Origin of the sequence: Burkholderia sp. E168m22 (assembly GCF_001319805.1) — a bacterium.
In the GTDB taxonomy this organism is placed as follows: domain Bacteria; phylum Pseudomonadota; class Gammaproteobacteria; order Burkholderiales; family Burkholderiaceae; genus Burkholderia; species Burkholderia orbicola.
Map to the genome: position 1 here is coordinate 74,292 of NZ_BBSK01000044.1, position 15,686 is coordinate 89,977.

At 68.7% G+C, this 15,686-nt stretch carries 19 protein-coding genes; 14 read left to right on the forward strand and 5 right to left on the reverse strand.

Annotated elements, in window-relative coordinates; all coding sequences use genetic code 11:
- Positions 1-92: 92 nt before the first annotated feature.
- The 4 genes from AP428_RS12485 to AP428_RS12500 all read left to right on the forward strand — a co-directional run bounded on the left by AP428_RS12485 (position 93) and on the right by AP428_RS12500 (position 3,639).
- Positions 93-1,112, forward strand: coding sequence for a LacI family DNA-binding transcriptional regulator (locus AP428_RS12485; RefSeq protein WP_012329358.1), 1,020 nt, complete (start codon positions 93-95; stop codon positions 1,110-1,112).
- Complete coding sequence (locus AP428_RS12490; RefSeq protein WP_011694428.1) at positions 1,109-2,389, forward strand: AGE family epimerase/isomerase; 1,281 nt, start codon at positions 1,109-1,111, stop codon at positions 2,387-2,389. The genes AP428_RS12485 and AP428_RS12490 overlap by 4 nt, the downstream gene beginning before the upstream one ends.
- Positions 2,386-3,294, forward strand: a complete 909-nt coding sequence (locus AP428_RS12495; RefSeq protein ID WP_054928121.1) for a carbohydrate kinase — start codon at positions 2,386-2,388, stop codon at positions 3,292-3,294. The genes AP428_RS12490 and AP428_RS12495 overlap by 4 nt, the downstream gene beginning before the upstream one ends.
- Positions 3,295-3,417: 123 nt before the next feature.
- Positions 3,418-3,639, forward strand: coding sequence for a hypothetical protein (locus AP428_RS12500; RefSeq protein ID WP_006484657.1), 222 nt, complete (start codon positions 3,418-3,420; stop codon positions 3,637-3,639).
- 49 nt (positions 3,640-3,688) lie between these two features.
- Here the strand turns inward: AP428_RS12500 and AP428_RS12505 are convergent, their stop codons facing one another.
- Both AP428_RS12505 and AP428_RS12510 read right to left on the reverse strand, forming a co-directional pair.
- Positions 3,689-3,883, reverse strand: coding sequence for a DUF2905 domain-containing protein (locus AP428_RS12505; RefSeq protein WP_011546377.1), 195 nt, complete (start codon positions 3,881-3,883; stop codon positions 3,689-3,691).
- 32 nt (positions 3,884-3,915) lie between these two features.
- Positions 3,916-5,106 (reverse strand): class I SAM-dependent methyltransferase, encoded by a 1,191-nt coding sequence (locus AP428_RS12510; RefSeq protein WP_011546378.1) that lies wholly within the window; start codon positions 5,104-5,106, stop codon positions 3,916-3,918.
- A 13-nt stretch (positions 5,107-5,119) separates the two neighbouring features.
- Between AP428_RS12510 and AP428_RS12515 the strand changes: the two genes are divergently transcribed.
- The 9 genes from AP428_RS12515 (at position 5,120) to AP428_RS12555 (ending at position 12,265) form a co-directional block, all read left to right on the forward strand.
- The gene (locus AP428_RS12515) at positions 5,120-5,863 is read left to right on the forward strand and encodes an SDR family oxidoreductase (protein ID WP_053525185.1); all 744 of its coding nucleotides are present in this window, start codon (positions 5,120-5,122) and stop codon (positions 5,861-5,863) included.
- Between the two features lie 75 nt (positions 5,864-5,938).
- Complete coding sequence (locus tag AP428_RS12520; protein WP_011546380.1) at positions 5,939-6,343, forward strand: dihydroneopterin aldolase; 405 nt, start codon at positions 5,939-5,941, stop codon at positions 6,341-6,343.
- Positions 6,340-7,335, forward strand: coding sequence for a tRNA 2-thiocytidine(32) synthetase TtcA (ttcA, locus tag AP428_RS12525; RefSeq protein WP_054928122.1), 996 nt, complete (start codon positions 6,340-6,342; stop codon positions 7,333-7,335). The genes AP428_RS12520 and ttcA overlap by 4 nt, the downstream gene beginning before the upstream one ends.
- 134 nt (positions 7,336-7,469) lie before the next feature.
- A complete protein-coding gene (gene glmU / locus AP428_RS12530) occupies positions 7,470-8,831 on the forward strand; it encodes a bifunctional UDP-N-acetylglucosamine diphosphorylase/glucosamine-1-phosphate N-acetyltransferase GlmU (protein ID WP_054928123.1) in 1,362 nt (453 codons plus the stop codon).
- Positions 8,832-8,885: 54 nt separating this feature from the next.
- Positions 8,886-10,703: a glutamine--fructose-6-phosphate transaminase (isomerizing) gene (glmS, locus tag AP428_RS12535; protein WP_012329366.1), complete on the forward strand. Its 1,818-nt coding sequence runs from the start codon at positions 8,886-8,888 to the stop codon at positions 10,701-10,703.
- 129 nt (positions 10,704-10,832) lie between these two features.
- Positions 10,833-11,198, forward strand: coding sequence for a type II toxin-antitoxin system RelE/ParE family toxin (locus AP428_RS12540; RefSeq protein ID WP_054928124.1), 366 nt, complete (start codon positions 10,833-10,835; stop codon positions 11,196-11,198).
- Positions 11,191-11,511, forward strand: coding sequence for a DNA-binding transcriptional regulator (locus AP428_RS12545; protein ID WP_006477596.1), 321 nt, complete (start codon positions 11,191-11,193; stop codon positions 11,509-11,511). The genes AP428_RS12540 and AP428_RS12545 overlap by 8 nt, the downstream gene beginning before the upstream one ends.
- 68 nt (positions 11,512-11,579) lie before the next feature.
- Positions 11,580-12,047, forward strand: coding sequence for a hypothetical protein (locus AP428_RS12550; protein WP_054928125.1), 468 nt, complete (start codon positions 11,580-11,582; stop codon positions 12,045-12,047).
- Complete coding sequence (locus tag AP428_RS12555) at positions 12,047-12,265, forward strand: hypothetical protein (protein ID WP_006477594.1); 219 nt, start codon at positions 12,047-12,049, stop codon at positions 12,263-12,265. Before AP428_RS12550 ends, AP428_RS12555 begins: the two co-directional genes overlap by 1 nt.
- A gap of 89 nt (positions 12,266-12,354) precedes the next feature.
- Here AP428_RS12555 and AP428_RS12560 read toward each other — a convergent pair whose 3' ends face one another.
- Entirely contained in the window at positions 12,355-13,191 is an 837-nt protein-coding gene (locus AP428_RS12560; protein ID WP_054928126.1) for an FTR1 family protein, read from the reverse strand.
- A 12-nt stretch (positions 13,192-13,203) separates the two neighbouring features.
- Complete coding sequence (locus tag AP428_RS12565) at positions 13,204-13,536, reverse strand: cupredoxin domain-containing protein (RefSeq protein ID WP_054928127.1); 333 nt, start codon at positions 13,534-13,536, stop codon at positions 13,204-13,206.
- A 340-nt stretch (positions 13,537-13,876) separates the two neighbouring features.
- Here AP428_RS12565 and AP428_RS12570 point away from each other — a divergent pair, with 340 nt between their 5' ends.
- On the forward strand, positions 13,877-14,077 hold the full coding sequence (locus tag AP428_RS12570) for a heavy-metal-associated domain-containing protein (protein WP_006477591.1): 201 nt from the start codon (positions 13,877-13,879) through the stop codon (positions 14,075-14,077).
- Between the two features lie 59 nt (positions 14,078-14,136).
- Here AP428_RS12570 and AP428_RS12575 read toward each other — a convergent pair whose 3' ends face one another.
- Positions 14,137-15,627 carry an aldehyde dehydrogenase gene (locus AP428_RS12575; protein ID WP_011546389.1) on the reverse strand — a complete coding sequence of 497 codons (1,491 nt, stop codon included), beginning with the start codon at positions 15,625-15,627 and terminating at the stop codon, positions 14,137-14,139.
- Positions 15,628-15,686 lie beyond the last annotated feature (59 nt).

Sequence of the window (15,686 nt, forward strand, 5' to 3'; positions counted from 1 at the left end):
ATTCGCGGGTATTCCCCGGTTATCCGGCCCGAATTCCGCCATCCGTTTTACTATACAATCGCTTTCAACCTAAACAAACCGGACCCCGAACGATGGGTACGACCATTCGCGATGTGGCGCGGGCAGCAGAGGTCTCGATCGGCACCGTCTCCCGCGCGCTGAAAAACCAGCCCGGCCTGTCCGAAACCACGCGTGCGCGCATCGTCGGGATCGCCCAGCAGCTCGGCTACGATCCCGCCCAGCTGCGGCCGCGCATCCGCCGGCTCACCTTCCTGCTGCACCGCCAGCACAACCGCTTTCCCGCGAGCCCGTTCTTCTCGCACGTGCTGCACGGCGTCGAGGACGCGTGCCGCGAACGCGGCATCGTGCCGACGCTGCTCACGGTCGGCCCGAACGACGACGTGCTGCGCCAGATGCGCCCGCACGCGCCCGACGCGATCGCGGTCGCCGGCTTCATCGAGCCCGAGACGATCGAGGCGCTCGCCGCCACCGGCCGGCCGCTCGTGCTGATCGACCTGTGGGCGCCCGGGCTGCGCTCGGTCAACATCGACAACGCGACGGGCGCGGCGCTCGCGATGCGCCATCTGCTCGCCACCGGCCGTTCGCGGATCGCCTTCATCGGCGGCTCGGCCGCGCACTACAGCATCGCGCAGCGCGCGATCGGCTACCGGCGCGCGTTCTTCGAAGCCGGGCGGCTGTTCGATCCCGCGTACGAAGTGACGATCGACGCGGGGCTCGACCCGGACACGGGCGCCGCGCGTGCGATGGAGCAACTGCTCGACGCGCCCGGCCCGCGGCCCGAAGCCGTGTTCGCATATAACGACGCGGCCGCGCTGGCCGCGCAGCGCGTGTGCATCGCGCGCGGCCTGCGGATTCCGGACGACATCGCGATCGTCGGCTTCGACGACATCCCGGCCGCCGCGCACGCGAACCCGCCGCTCACGACGCTCGCGGTCGACAAGGAAGCGCTCGGCCGCCGCGGCGTCGAGCTGCTGCTCGCCGACGCGCCCGAGCGCACCGAGATTTCCCTGCCCGTCGAGCTGATCGTGCGGGCCAGCAGCCAGCCCGCCGGCTCCCCGGCACTCGATACCGTAACGGCCACCGAATCATGAACATGCCCCCGGTCCAACCCTGCACGGCCGCGCCGGCCGCCCACACGCCCGCCGTACCGTTCGTCGCGAGCTTCCGCGATCCGTCGTTCCTGCTGTCGCACATCGAAGACACGCTGCGCTTCTATGCGACCAACGCATTCGACCCGACCGGCGGCTTCTACCATTACTTCCGCGACGACGGCAGCATCTACAACCGCACGTCGCGCCACCTCGTCAGCACCTGCCGGTTCGTCTTCAACTACGCGATGGCGTACCGCCACTTCGGCGATCCGCGCCACCTGGACTACGCGCGCCACGGGCTGCGCTTCCTGCGCGACGCGCACTGGGACGACGCGCTGCAGGGCTACGACTGGGAACTCGACTGGCGCGACGGCGGCAAGCGCGCGACGCTCGACGGCACGCGCCACTGCTACGGGCTCGCGTTCGTGCTGCTCGCGGCCGCGCACGCGACGATGGCCGGCATCGACGAAGCGCGCCCGCTGATCGCGGCCACCTACGAGCTCGCCGAGCATCGCTTCTGGGATGCGGCCGCGGGCCTGTATGCGGACGACGCGACGCCGAACTGGATCGTGTCGTCGTATCGCGGCCAGAACGCGAACATGCACATGACGGAAGCGCTGCTCGCCGCCTACGAGGCGACCGGCCACCTCACGTACCTCGATCGCGCGGAAAAACTCGCCTCGCACATCACGCAGCGCCAGGCCGCGCTGTCGGGCGGCCTCGTGTGGGAGCACTACCATGCGGACTGGTCGGTCGACTGGGACTACAACAAGGAAGACAGCTCGAACATCTTCCGGCCGTGGGGCTTCCAGCCCGGGCACCAGACCGAATGGGCGAAGCTGCTGCTGATCCTCGAGCGGCACCGCCCGCTCGACTGGCTCGCGCCGCGCGCGGCCGAGCTGTTCGACGCGGCGCTCACGCACGCGTGGGACGCCGATCACGGCGGCCTCTGCTACGGCTTCGGCCCCGACTTCACGATCTGCGACCACAACAAGTATTTCTGGGTGCAGGCGGAAACCTTCGCGGCGGCCGCGATGCTCGGCGCGCGCACCGGCAGCGAACGCTTCTGGGACTGGTATGACGAGATCTGGCGCTACAGCTGGGCGCATTTCGTCGATCACCGCTACGGTGCGTGGTACCGGATCCTCACCTGCGACAACCGCAAGTACAGCGACGAGAAGAGCCCGGCCGGCAAGACCGACTATCACACGATGGGCGCCTGCTACGACGTGCTCGCGACCCTCGCGCGCACGCAACGCAGCGAGCCGACGCAATGAGCGGCGGCACGTTTCCGGCTTTCGTGTCGGCGGGCGACATCCTGACCGACATGGTGCGCGCGGGCGACGCGCAGTGGACGTCGGTGCCGGGCGGCGCCGGCTGGAACGTCGCGCGCGCGGTCGCCCGGCTCGGCGTGCCGAGCGCGCTCGCCGGCTCGATCGGCGAAGACTGCTTCTCCGACGTGCTGTGGCACACGAGCGAAGCGGCCGGCCTCGACCTGCGCTTCCTGCAACGGGTCGCGCGGCCGCCGCTGCTCGCGATCGTCCACGAGACGCGCCCGCCCGCGTACTTCTTCATCGGCGAAGCGAGCGCCGATCTCGCGTTCGACCCGGCGCGGCTGCCGGCCGGCTGGACCGAGCACGTGCAATGGGCGCATTTCGGCTGCATCAGCCTCGTGCGCGAACCGCTCGCGGGCACGCTGGCCGCGCTCGCGGCCGATTTGCACGCGCGCGGCGTGAAGATCAGCTTCGATCCGAACGTGCGGAACCTGATGACGGCCGCGTACCGGCCGACGCTGGAGAAGATGGCCGCCCTCGCCGACCTGATCAAGGTGTCCGACGAAGACCTGCGGCACCTGTTCGGCGGCGACGGCCCCGACGCGATCGCGGCCGTGCGCGCGCTGAACCCGCGGGCGGCGGTGCTCGTCACGCGCGGCGCGCAGACGGCGACGCTCTACGCGGACGGCGACGTGCACGAAGCCAGCCCGCCGCGCGTGGAGGTGGCCGACACCGTCGGCGCGGGCGACGCGTCGATCGGCGGCCTGCTGTTCAGCCTGATGGCCGCGCCGCAGCGCGGCTGGCGCGAGCATCTCGCGTTCGCGGTGGCGGCCGGCGCCGCCGCGTGCCGGCATACGGGCGCGCACGCGCCGACGCTCGACGAGGTCGTCGCGCTGCTCGAAGGATGAACGGACGTTGAAGGAACGACGCAGGCAATACGGTGGCCGATCGCCGATCGGTCACCGATAAGCGGCGCTGTACATGTTGCGCCGCAGTGCTACGATGAAGTGTCCTTTTCGCGGGAGAGCACGATGGACACGAACACGTTCACCAAAGGCATCTACACGGCCAAGGCGCATACGCACCGCGCGGACAACGGCGAATTTCAGGGCTACGTGATCCTCGCGCGGGACGACGGCGACGAGACGGAGAACATGCGCTACGACGTTCACACGACGAGTTCGAGCGAGGAAGAAGCGTTCGAGGAAGCGAAGGCGCTTGCGCACCGGATCCTCGGCGAAATCGAGCTGTAACGCGCGAACTGTCATGCGCGCGCCGCGGCCCGGCCGCGCCGTGTTCGGCTCAGAGCAGCCGCGCCACCATCGAGACCAGCATCGTCAGCACCAGCGTCGACATGAACGGGAACGGGTAGCGCCGCCCGCCGAGCGTCAGCGTGACGTCGCCCGGCATCCGCCCGATGCCGAGCTTGCCGAGCCAAGGCCAGCAGCGCGTCAGGATCATCACCGCGATGAACGTCGTCAATAGCCAGCGGAGCATGTGCGTTCCATATGGAAACAGGCCCTGGCCCGTCAGAGCGCGTGCGAGCGGTCGCCGCGCGCGAACGCGTCGAGCGTGCCGTCGATCCCGCGCGAAAACGCGATCACCTTGAACAGCTCGCCCATTTCGGCTTCCGAGATCAGCTTCTGCACCGCGTTCGCGGCCGGCAGGAACGCGCGGACGTCGGACGGATCGATCGCGGCCAGCGCGTCGGTGATGCCCGCATTCAACAGAAAGCGCGCCTGCGACGTGTAGCCGAGCAAGTCGACGCCGGTGGCGACCGCCGCCTCATAGATGCCGGTGAATTCGACGTGCGCGGTGAGGTCCTGCAGGCCCGGGTAGACGAACGGATCGTCGTGCGCGTGGTGACGGTAGTGGCACATCAGCGTGCCGCGGTCGCGCTGCGGATGGTAGTACTCGTGCGCGGGAAAACCGTAGTCGATGAGCAGCACCGCGCCGCGGCCGAGCATCGTGCAGACGGTGCGCGTGAACGCGAGCGCGGCCTCGTGCGTTTCGGTCACGTAGCCGTCGCCGACGTCCAGCGGCGCGAGCACCGCCGGCAGGCCGGCCGCGCCGACCGGCCGGTCGTCGAACACGAACGCGTGCCGCGCGTCGAGCGCGACGCCGCGCTCGCGCCAGGCGCCATCCGCCTTCGCGAAGAGGCGCACCGGCATCGCGTCGAGCACCTCGTTGCCGACCACGACGCCGTCGAACCGCTCGGGCAGCGCGTCGAGCCAGCGCACCTTCGCGGCCAGCGCCGGCACCGCGGCTTCGATCGTGTCGCGCTGCCGTTCGCGCAACTCGCCGGACAGGTCGACGATCAGGTATTCGTCGAGTTCGGCGCCGAGCGCGTCGAGCGCCGCGAGCAGCCCGGCCGCGAGCTTGCCGGTGCCGGCGCCGAACTCCATCACGCGGCGCGTGCCGCTCGCCGCGAGCGCCTCGGCCACCGGTTGCGCGAGCGTCTGCGCGAACAGCGGCGACAGCTCGGGCGCGGTGACGAAGTCACTGCCGTCGTCGGCGCGGCGACCGAACTTGCGCGCGCCGCCGCTGTAATAGCCGAGGCCCGGCGCATACAGCGCGCGTTCCATGAAGCGGTCGAACGACAGCCAGCCACCGGCCGCCGCGATCTCGTCGCGCAGTTGCGCGGCGAGGGTTTCGGACTGCGCGAGCGCGTCAGGGCCGGGAGCAGGTAAACTAGCGGGTTCGTGAGCTTTCGGGTTCATCCCGGCATTGTAAATGACCGTTTCAGCCGATACGTCGACCCCACGCGTGGTGCTCGTCACGGGCGCCCTGGGCAGCGCGGCCGACGCCGCGTCGATCGGCCGTGCGCTCGCGACGGGCTTCGCCCGCCGCGGCTGGGACGTCGCGCTGCAGCGCAGCCACGGCGCGCCGCGCGCGGCCGCCGACGCGCTCGTCGCCGAAGTCGCGGCGCTGGGCCGCCGCGCGGCCGTGCTCGACGCCGATCCGGCCCTGGAAGCCGATGCCGCGGCCCTCGTCGCCGCATGCGGCGAAGCGCTCGGCCGGCCCGCGTGCGCGGTGTTCGTCAGCGCCAGCGCAGGCGCCGACGACGCGCACACGGTGGACGGCGCGTCGCTCGCCGCCGCGCTGGCGCGCAACGTGACCGCGCCGCTCGCGCTGGCCCGCGCGCTCGCCGATGCGACGCCCGACGCCGCGCGCGACGACGAAACGCTGCGCGCGTGCGCGATCCACGTACTGGATCAGGCCCTGTTTCACCCGGCACCGGCGCAGCTGTCGCACGCGCTGATGCAGGCCGCGTTGAACCGCGCGACGTCGGCGCTCGCGCTGGCGCTCGCACCGAAGGTGCGGGTCGCGGCGCTCGTGCGCGGCCACGCGCCGCACGCGGACGACATCGCGGCGGCCGCCTGCTATCTCGCGAGCGCGCCCGGCGTGACGGGTGCGACGCTGACCGTCGACGGCGGCGAGCACCTGGTGCCGCCCGCCGCCGGCCCGAATGAATGAACCGCGCGGGTGCGGCCTGAGCGCCGCCGCCCGCGCCGCTTTGCGTGCGCGCACGCCAATTTGACTGGGACGACCATGTTTTCCGCTCTCCTGCACCCCCGCCTCGCGGATTGCCGCAGGCTCTACCTGCGCGACTACGAGGTGCACATCAACATCGGGGCCTTCGAACACGAGAAGCGCGGCGAGCAACGCGTCGTCATCAACATCGACCTGTTCGTGCCGCTCGCGCTGTCCACCCCCGTCGACGACCGGCTGCACGAAGTCGTCGACTACGACCTGATGAAGCAGAGCGTCGCGCAGAGCCTGGCGCGCGGCCACATCCACCTGCAGGAAACGCTGTGCGATTCGATCGCCGCGCACCTGCTGGCGCACGATACCGTGCGCGCGGTACGTGTCCGTACCGAGAAACCGGACGCCTATCCGGACTGCGACGCCGTCGGCGTCGAAGTCTTTCGCATCAAGGACGAGGAGCGCCAATGAACGCCCCCCACATGAACGACACGACGGCCGACGCCGCCACGCTGGACGACGCCGCCGCGCCGACCGGCCGCCCCGCGCTGACACGCCGCGAGCAGAAGGAAGCGTACGAGAACAACAAGCTGTTCAAGCGGATCGTGCGCCAGGTCGGCCAGGCGATCGGCGACTACAACATGATCGAGCAGGGCGACAAGGTGATGGTGTGCCTGTCGGGCGGCAAGGACAGTTACGCGATGCTCGACGTGCTGCTGCGCCTGCGCGAACGCGCGCCGATCGACTTCGACATCGTCGCGGTGAACCTCGACCAGAAGCAGCCGGGCTTCCCCGAGCACGTGCTGCCCGAATACCTGAAGCAGGTCGGCGTGCCGTTCCACATCGAGAACCAGGACACCTACAGCATCGTCAAGCGGCTTGTGCCGGAAGGCAAGACGACGTGCTCGCTGTGCTCGCGGCTGCGCCGCGGCATCCTGTACCGCGTGGCCGGCGAGCTCGGCGCGACCAAGATCGCGCTCGGCCATCATCGCGACGACATCGTGCAGACGCTGCTGCTGAACATGTTCTACGGTGGCAAGCTGAAGGGAATGCCGCCGAAGCTGCAGTCGGACGACGGCAAGAACATCGTGATCCGCCCGCTCGCGTACGTGAAGGAAACCGATCTCGAGAAATACGCGGAGCTGCGCGAATTCCCGATCATCCCGTGCAACCTGTGCGGCAGCCAGCCGAACCTGAAGCGCGCGGAAATGAAGGCGCTGATCCGCGACTGGGACAAGCGCTTCCCGGGCCGCGTCGAGAACATGTTCAACGCGCTCGCGAAGGTCGTGCCGTCGCACCTGATGGACACGACGCTGTACCCGTTCCAGTCGCTGCGCGCCACCGGCGAAGCCGATCCGCAAGGCGACATCGCGTTCGACGAGGAACCGTGCGCATCGGGTGACGACTCAGCGGCGCCGGGCGCCGCCCGACCGATCTCGATCGTCCAGTTCGACGACCTGTAAGCAGGGACTGAACACCCGCCGAAACCGGGGCCGGCGGCCTCGTTTCGGCGTTGTCGCCCCGCCGCGACAGGCCCGGAGCGACAAGGGCCGCATGCTAAAATGGACGGCTTCGAACTCTGACCCACGCGCGCGCCATGAATATCGTGATTTTGGCGGCAGGCACCGGCAAGCGCATGCGTTCCGCGCTGCCGAAAGTGCTTCACCCGCTGGCCGGCAGGCCGCTCCTCTCCCACGTCATCGACACCGCGCGCACGCTGCAGCCATCCCGGCTCGTCGTCGTCGTCGGCCACGGCGCCGAGCAGGTTCAGGCTGCGGTCGCCGCACCCGACGTCCAGTTCGCGGTGCAGGCCGAGCAGCTCGGCACCGGCCACGCGGTGCGCCAGGCGCTGCCGCTCCTCGATCCCGCGCAACCGACGCTCGTGCTGTACGGCGACGTGCCGCTCACCCGTGCGTCGACGCTGCAGCGTCTCGTCGATGCCGCGCGCGACGGCCGCTACGGCATCCTCACCGTCACGCTCGACGACCCGACCGGCTACGGCCGCATCGTGCGCGACGCGGCCGGCTTCGTCACGCGCATCGTCGAGCAGAAGGATGCGTCGCCGGACGAGCTGAAGATCGCCGAGATCAACACCGGCATCATCGTCACGCCCACGGCGCAGCTGTCGATGTGGCTCGGCGCGCTGAAGAACGAAAACGCGCAGGGCGAGTACTACCTGACCGACGTCGTCGAACTCGCGATCGAGGCCGGCTTCGAGGTCGTCACGTCGCAGCCCGACGACGAATGGGAAACGCTCGGCGTGAACAGCAAGGCGCAGCTCGCGGAGCTCGAGCGCATTCACCAGCGCAACGTCGCCGACGCGCTGCTCGTCGACGGCGTCACGCTCGCCGATCCGGCGCGCGTCGACGTGCGCGGCACGCTGCGCTGCGGCCGCGACGTGTCGATCGACGTGAACTGCGTGTTCGAAGGCAACGTGACGCTCGCCGACAACGTGACGATCGGCGCGAACTGCGTGATCCGCAACGCGTCGGTCGGCGCCGGCACGCGCATCGACGCATTCACGCACATCGACGGCGCCGAACTCGGCGCGAACACCGTGATCGGCCCGTACGCGCGGCTGCGCCCCGGCGCGCAGCTCGCGGACGAAGCGCACGTCGGCAACTTCGTCGAGGTGAAGAACGCGGTGATCGGCCACGGCTCGAAGGCGAACCACCTCACGTACATCGGCGACGCCGACATCGGCGCGCGCGTGAACATCGGCGCGGGCACGATCACCTGCAACTACGACGGCGCGAACAAGTTCCGCACCGTGATCGAGGACGACGTGTTCGTCGGCTCCGACACGCAGCTCGTCGCGCCCGTGCGCGTCGGCCGCGGCGTGACGATCGCCGCCGGCACGACGATCTGGAAGGACGTGGCCGAGGGCGTCCTCGCGTTGAACGAGAAGACGCAGACCGCGAAGAGCGGCTACGTCCGCCCGGTCAAGAAGAAGAGCTGAACCTTTTGCGGGCGCCCACGCGGCGCCCGCTTCGACTGACAGGATTGACCATTCATGTGCGGCATTGTCGGCGCAGTTGCGCAGCGTAATATCGTTCCGGTGCTGATCGAAGGATTGCGGCGCCTCGAATACCGTGGCTACGACTCGTGCGGCGTCGCCGTGCTCGAGCCGGGCGCACCGAAGCGCGCGCGCAGCGTCGCGCGCGTTGCCGATCTCGACACGCAGGTGCGCGAGACGCACCTCGAAGGCACGACGGGCGTCGCGCACACGCGCTGGGCCACCCACGGCGCGCCCGTCACGCACAACGCGCACCCGATCTTCTCGTCGAACGCGCTCGCGCTCGTGCACAACGGCATCATCGAGAACTTCGAGCCGCTGCGCGACGCGCTGCGGGCCAAGGGCTACGAATTCGTGTCGCAGACCGACACCGAAGTGATCGCGCACCTCGTGCACAGCCTGTACCGCGGCAACCTGTTCGACGCGGTGCGCGAAGCCGTGCAGCAGCTGCACGGTGCATACGCGATCGCCGTGATCCACAAGGACCAGCCGCACACCGTCGTCGGCGCGCGCCAGGGTTCGCCGCTCGTCGTCGGTCACGGCGACGGCGAGAACTTCCTCGCGTCCGATGCGCTCGCGCTCGCGGGCAGCACCGACCGCTTCACGTTCCTCGAGGAAGGCGACGTGTGCGAGCTGTCGCTCGACGGCGTGACGATCGTCGATCGCCACGGCGCCACCGTGCAGCGCGAAATCCGCGTGGTCAGCGCATACGGCGGCGCGGTCGAGCTCGGCCCCTATCGCCACTTCATGCAGAAGGAAATCTTCGAGCAGCCGCGCGCGATCGGCGACACGGTGCCGCAGACGGAAGCCTTCGACGCGACGCTGTTCGGCGACGCCGCGCCCGCCGCGTTCGCGGACATCGACAGCCTGCTGATCCTCGCGTGCGGCACGAGCTACTACTCGGGCCTCACCGCGAAGTACTGGCTCGAATCGATCGCGAAGATCCCGACCCAGGTCGAGATCGCCAGCGAATACCGCTATCGCGAGTCGGTGCCGAACCCGCGCCAGCTCGTGCTGGTGATCTCGCAGTCGGGCGAGACGGCCGATACGCTGGCCGCGCTCAAGCATGCGCAGTCGCTCGGCCACACGCACACGCTCGCGGTCTGCAACGTCGCGACGAGCGCGATGGTGCGCCTGACCGAAATGCAGTTCCTGACGCACGCGGGCACCGAGATCGGCGTCGCGTCGACGAAGGCATTCACGACCCAGCTCGTCGCGCTGTTCGTGCTGGCCGCGACGCTCGGCAAGCTGCGCGGGCACGTCGATGCCGCGCAGGAAGCGCAATTCCTGAAGGAGCTGCGCCATCTGCCGGCCGCGCTGAACAGCGTGCTCGCGCTCGAGCCGCAGATCATCGCGTGGTCGGAGGAATTCGCGCGCAAGGAAAACGCGCTGTTCCTCGGCCGCGGGCTGCACTACCCGATCGCGCTCGAAGGCGCGTTGAAGCTGAAGGAAATCTCGTACATCCACGCCGAGGCCTATCCGGCCGGCGAACTGAAGCACGGGCCGCTCGCGCTCGTCACGGAAGCGATGCCGGTCGTCACGGTCGCGCCGAACGACACGCTGCTCGAGAAGCTGAAGTCGAACATGCAGGAAGTGCGTGCGCGCGGCGGCGAGCTCTACGTGTTCGCCGATGCCGACACGCAGATCGTCAACGACGACGGCCTGCACGTGATCCGGATGCCGGAGCACTACGGGCAACTGTCGCCGATCCTGCACGTCGTGCCGCTGCAACTGCTCGCGTATCACACCGCGTGTGCGCGCGGCACCGACGTCGACAAGCCGCGCAACCTCGCGAAATCGGTGACGGTGGAGTAATACGCGGCAACGGGAGGGCCCTCGCCGGGCCCTCCCGACCGCTTGCGGGTGCGAGGCAGGCCGTTTGGCCAGGTCGAAATATGTACCACGTAGTGGTATATAATCCTGTGCTAACTTGACCGGCTCGACATGTCTGCTTCCGTACGACGCGTCTTCAAGACGAAGTGGTTTCACAAGGCAGCCGGGAAAGCGGGAATCGCCGATGGCGAGCTCTGCCGCGCGGTGCGGGAACTGGCCCGCGGCCAGGGCGTCGATCTCGGCGGCAACGTCTGGAAAAAGCGCCTCGACGGCAATCGGCAGCGCGGGATCGTGCTGGGCAAGGTCGGGCACACGTGGGTGTTCGTGTTCCTGTTCGCGAAATGCGACCACGACAACATCGACGCATGCGAACTGCGCGCGTTCAGAAAGCTCGCCGCGGACGTAGGTCGACACACCGACAGCGACATCGCGACGCTGGTCGCACTGAAAGAGCTTGTGGAGATTTGCAATGGCTAAGAGTCGATTCAAGAGCGATGCGACGGAGGCGATCCACAGCGCCGCGTCCGGCCTGTATCGTGCGCAACTGATCGACAAGAAGACGATGCGGGAATACGACGATCTCTGCATCGAAGCCGCGCCGCAGTTCGATCCGGAAGCGATCGCCCGCATCCGCAAGTCGGTCAACGTCAGCCAGAGCGTGTTCGCGCTCTACCTGAACACGACGACGTCGACGATCCGCCAATGGGAACAGGGCGACAAGCGGCCGAGCGGCATCGCCGCGCGCATGCTCCAGATCGTCGAGAAACACGGGCTCGAGGTGTTCTCCTGAGCCGGCTTCCCCGAATGCCCCTGCACGGCCCCGACCGGACGCGCCGCAACGAATATGACGGAGAGACAATGGTAAGACTGTTTGGATGCGGATTGCTGGCGCTGACGTTCGCGTCGACGGGCTGGGCCGCCGAGCACTATGTCGAGGTCTGGAACCCGCCCGAGGCGCGGCAGCCGGCAGCCCGTACGCCGGATGCCCGTACGCCGACTGCCCATCCGGGCGCCGACGCGCGTACCGGCAAGAGCGCGGAGAAGCACGCGAGCGCCACGCCGAAAGCCGCCGCGAAACCGCCCAAGCGTCGCGTCGCGCAGGCCGTGAAAGCGGGCTCGCACCGCCCGACCGCCACCGCGACCGAAACCCGTGCCGCCCCGCGCCCCGTCGCGCAACCGGCGCCCGGGCGTCTCACGGTGATGCAGCCGGCCGCGCCGGACGCGACGCGCGCGCTCACCTTCTCCGACATCCCGCGTCAATACACGCCGGACGGCAACGTGCTGCAGGTCGGCACGCACGGCCGCTCGGCGGAGGTGACTCGATAATGGAAGCGCAGACCTACCACGGCTACCAGATCTGGGGCCACGCGATCCTGCAGCAGGACGAGATCATGCAGCCCGAGCGCTTCGCGGCGAGCGGCACGATCACGCAGAACAACCGACTCGTCGAGGCGTCGGGCGTGCTCGGCGTGTTCGATACCGAAGACGACGCGCGCGATGCCGGGCTCGAATGGGCACGCGCGTGGATCGACAACCACAGCTGAGCGAGCGCAGGCGCGTCGCGCACCGCAAATGAAAGAAGGGGCGTCCATGACGCCCCTTCTTTCATTCGAACCCGGAAACCCGGCAACACTCACGCAGCGGCGTGCGGCGGCCTCACCGTCTGCTGCGGCCGGCCGACGAGCCGTGTCAGCACGACGATCGCGACCAGCGTCGCGACGTACGCGGCGATCTGGATGCCCGCCGGCCGCGCGGTATAGCCGATCAGCGTATGCAGCGCCTTGCCGACGATGCTCGATTCCTTGAGCAGCCACGACGTGTCCCAGACCGCATCGCCCCACGACGGCACGAGGCCGGCCGCCAGCAGGAAGCCGACGCACTGGCTCGCCATGCCCGCGGCGAGCAGCACGATCAGCGCGTTGGTGACGGAGAACAGGCGCTTCAACGGAATCTGCAGCAGGCCCGCGTACATCGCGTAGCCGAGCCCCGCCCCGCCGAGCACGCCGAGCAGCCCGCCGACGAGCATCTGCGGCGTCTGGCCCGGATCGCCCGCCGCGATCCCGTACAGGAACAGCACGGCCTCGGAGCCTTCGCGCAACACCGCGACGCCGACCACGATCGCGAGCCCGGTCAGCGGCCGACTGCCGGCCGCGACCGCCCGGCCGACCTCGCCCATGTGCAGCGCCATTTCGCGGCCGTGCCGGCTCATCCAGATGCAATGCCACGCGAGCATCAGCGTCGCGACGAACATCACGCCCGCGTTGAAGACTTCCTGGCCCATGCCCGAAGCCCATTGCGAGATCACGTCGGCGAACGCCGCGATCAGGCCGGCGCCGACCACGCCGCCGACCAGCCCGCCGCCCACCCACCAGCCGCGCCGCGGCACGCCCTTCGTGGCGGCCATCACGATCGAGACCACCAGCGCGGCCTCGAGCACTTCACGAAAGACGATCAGGGCGGTAGACAGCATGTCGGTATCGGCTTACTTGACGGTCAGGTGCGTCTTCGACTGCGCTTCGTGATACTCGTCGTGGAACTCGTAGGTCCCCGCCTTCAGCGGCCCGACCAGGATCTCGACCGACTTGCCGGCCGGCACGACCTTCTCGGCCTTGAAGTCGTCGCTCTCGAATTCCGCGGGCGTCGCGTCGAGGTTCTTCACGACGAATTTCACCTTCTTGCCAGCGGGAATCGTCACGCCATCGGGCGAGAACTTGTGGTCCTTCAGCGTCAGGTTGACGATGTCGTCGGCAGCGAAGGCGGACGTTGCCGAGGCGCCCAGCAGGGCCAGTGCGAAACCGAGAGCGAAACGGGTCATGTGCGTAATGGTTTGAAATGGTTTGAAATATCGAAGGGAATCGATACTAAGATCGATTCGCATTTTCACCTCGGAGTACCCTTACTCCGCTCAGGGAGATCGTGGGCAGTCGATCCCGCACGCCCGTTGCCGCGCAAGGCTCCGCCGGATTTCGCCGATAATGGGCGGTCGTCAATCGGGAAAAATTCGGACTGACGCGCGCACGCGAATGACTATTCGTCAGACCTCAGCATTACAAATGACTGATGCGATGCACGTCGCCGCATGCGGCGCTTGACCTTCCCACCATGGCAAGCTTCATGCTGAATCTATTCGTCAACCATCAACCCGGGAGAACACGATGGAATTCGAAGTCCAGGACATGACCTGCGGCGGCTGCGCCAACGCCATCACGCGCGCGGTGACGGCCGCGGACCCCGCCGCGAAGCTCGACATCGACGTCGCGGCGAAGATCGTCAAGGTCGACTCGGCGCAAGGCGCCGAGCGCGTGCAGTCGATCATCGAGGCCGCCGGCTTCCATCCCGCGCTGCGCACCGCGTAACGCGCGCCGAAGGCCGCGGGCGCGGCGCCGCACGGCGACGCGCCCGCCCCGGTATCGCGTCAGCGCAGCCGGATCAGCGTCGACTTCAGTTCCGTGTACTTCTCGAGCGCATGCAGCGACTTGTCGCGACCGTTGCCCGACTGCTTGTAGCCGCCGAACGGGAAGTTCATGTCGCCGCCCTCGTCATAGCAGTTCACCCACACGGTGCCCGCACGCAGCCGGCGCGACACGTCGTGCGCGGTCGTCAGGTTCGACGTCCACACGGCCGCGGCCAGCCCGTATTCGGTGTCGTTCGCGATCCGCACGGCCTCGTCGACGTCGTCGAACACGATCACCGACAGCACGGGCCCGAAGATTTCCTCGCGCGCGATCTTCGCATCGGGCTTCACCTCGAACACCGTCGGCTCCACGTAGAAGCCGCCCGTTTCCGCGTTCACGCGCGCACCGCCCGTGACGAGCCGACCTTCGCCGCGCCCCGCTTCGATGTAACCCAGCACGCGCTCGAGCTGGATGCCGTCGACGATCGCACCCATCGATACCGACGGATCGAGCGGATTGCCCGGCACGTACGCGCGGGCGGCCGCGACGAGCTTCTCGATGAACGCGTCCTTGATGTCGCGATGCACGAGCAGCCGCGAGCCGGCCGTGCACATCTCGCCCATGTTGTAGAAGATCGCGCCGGCCGCCGTCTGCGCCGCGCGGTCGAGATCGGGGCAATCGGGCAGCACGATGTTCGGCGACTTGCCGCCGAGCTCGAGCCACGCGCGCTTCAGGTTCGACTGCGCCGCGTACTGCATGATCAGCTTGCCGACCGCCGTCGAGCCCGTGAACGCGATGCAGTCGACGTCGCGATGCAGCGCGAGCAGCTTGCCCGGTTCGCCCGCGCCCGGCACGACGTTGAACACGCCGGCCGGAATGCCGGCCTCGAACGCGAGCTGCGCGACGCGGATCGCGGTCAGCGGCGATTTCTCCGACGGCTTCAGCACGACGCTGTTGCCGGCCGCGAGCGCGGGGCCGAATTTCCATGCGGCCATCAGGATCGGGAAGTTCCACGGCACGACGGCGGCCACCACGCCGACCGGCTCGCGCGTGACGAGGCCGACGAGATGATGATCGGCCGGCGCGACCTCGCCGCCGACCTTGTCGATCGCTTCCGCAAACCATTCGACGCAGTACGCGGCGCCCGGCACGTCGACCGTCGTCGTGTCGCCGATCGGCTTGCCCGCGTCGAGCGTCTCGAGCAGCGACAGTTCGTCGAGATGCGCGCGCATCAGCGCGGCCCAGCGCAGCAGCACGGCCTTGCGCTCGCGCGGATTCAAGCCGGCCCACACACCCGCGTCGAATGCGCGGCGGGCCGCCGCGACGGCCGCGTTCACGTCCGCTTCGCCGCAGTCGGCGACCTTCGCCAGCACGCGGCCGTCGATCGGGCTCACGCAGTCGAACGTCTTGCCGCCGTGCGCGTCGCGCGACGCGCCGTCGATGAATGCGCGCCCTTCGATCTCGAGCGACGCCGCCTTGTGTTGCCAGTCAGCCAAAGTCAACTTGTTCATCAGGATGCCTCAATGTTGGGGCATTCGCGATGCGGCACGCCGTGCGGGTGGCACGCTGC

Excerpts from the sequence above, each read along its gene's own strand:
- AP428_RS12540 (WP_054928124.1), top strand. The coding sequence starts at position 10,833 with ATGTCTGCTTCCGTACGACGCGTCTTCAAGACGAAGTGGTTTCACAAG.
- AP428_RS12550 (WP_054928125.1), top strand. The coding sequence starts at position 11,580 with ATGGTAAGACTGTTTGGATGCGGATTGCTGGCGCTGACGTTCGCGTCG.
- glmU (WP_054928123.1), top strand. The coding sequence starts at position 7,470 with ATGAATATCGTGATTTTGGCGGCAGGCACCGGCAAGCGCATGCGTTCC.
- AP428_RS12515 (WP_053525185.1), top strand. The coding sequence starts at position 5,120 with ATGACCGTTTCAGCCGATACGTCGACCCCACGCGTGGTGCTCGTCACG.
- AP428_RS12490 (WP_011694428.1), top strand. The coding sequence starts at position 1,109 with ATGAACATGCCCCCGGTCCAACCCTGCACGGCCGCGCCGGCCGCCCAC.
- AP428_RS12555 (WP_006477594.1), top strand. The coding sequence starts at position 12,047 with ATGGAAGCGCAGACCTACCACGGCTACCAGATCTGGGGCCACGCGATC.
- AP428_RS12560 (WP_054928126.1), bottom strand. The coding sequence starts at position 13,191 with ATGCTGTCTACCGCCCTGATCGTCTTTCGTGAAGTGCTCGAGGCCGCG.
- glmS (WP_012329366.1), top strand. The coding sequence starts at position 8,886 with ATGTGCGGCATTGTCGGCGCAGTTGCGCAGCGTAATATCGTTCCGGTG.
- AP428_RS12500 (WP_006484657.1), top strand. The coding sequence starts at position 3,418 with ATGGACACGAACACGTTCACCAAAGGCATCTACACGGCCAAGGCGCAT.
- AP428_RS12520 (WP_011546380.1), top strand. The coding sequence starts at position 5,939 with ATGTTTTCCGCTCTCCTGCACCCCCGCCTCGCGGATTGCCGCAGGCTC.
- AP428_RS12505 (WP_011546377.1), bottom strand. The coding sequence starts at position 3,883 with ATGCTCCGCTGGCTATTGACGACGTTCATCGCGGTGATGATCCTGACG.
- AP428_RS12510 (WP_011546378.1), bottom strand. The coding sequence starts at position 5,106 with ATGAACCCGAAAGCTCACGAACCCGCTAGTTTACCTGCTCCCGGCCCT.
- AP428_RS12565 (WP_054928127.1), bottom strand. The coding sequence starts at position 13,536 with ATGACCCGTTTCGCTCTCGGTTTCGCACTGGCCCTGCTGGGCGCCTCG.
- AP428_RS12575 (WP_011546389.1), bottom strand. The coding sequence starts at position 15,627 with ATGAACAAGTTGACTTTGGCTGACTGGCAACACAAGGCGGCGTCGCTC.
- ttcA (WP_054928122.1), top strand. The coding sequence starts at position 6,340 with ATGAACGCCCCCCACATGAACGACACGACGGCCGACGCCGCCACGCTG.
- AP428_RS12545 (WP_006477596.1), top strand. The coding sequence starts at position 11,191 with ATGGCTAAGAGTCGATTCAAGAGCGATGCGACGGAGGCGATCCACAGC.
- AP428_RS12570 (WP_006477591.1), top strand. The coding sequence starts at position 13,877 with ATGGAATTCGAAGTCCAGGACATGACCTGCGGCGGCTGCGCCAACGCC.
- AP428_RS12495 (WP_054928121.1), top strand. The coding sequence starts at position 2,386 with ATGAGCGGCGGCACGTTTCCGGCTTTCGTGTCGGCGGGCGACATCCTG.
- AP428_RS12485 (WP_012329358.1), top strand. The coding sequence starts at position 93 with ATGGGTACGACCATTCGCGATGTGGCGCGGGCAGCAGAGGTCTCGATC.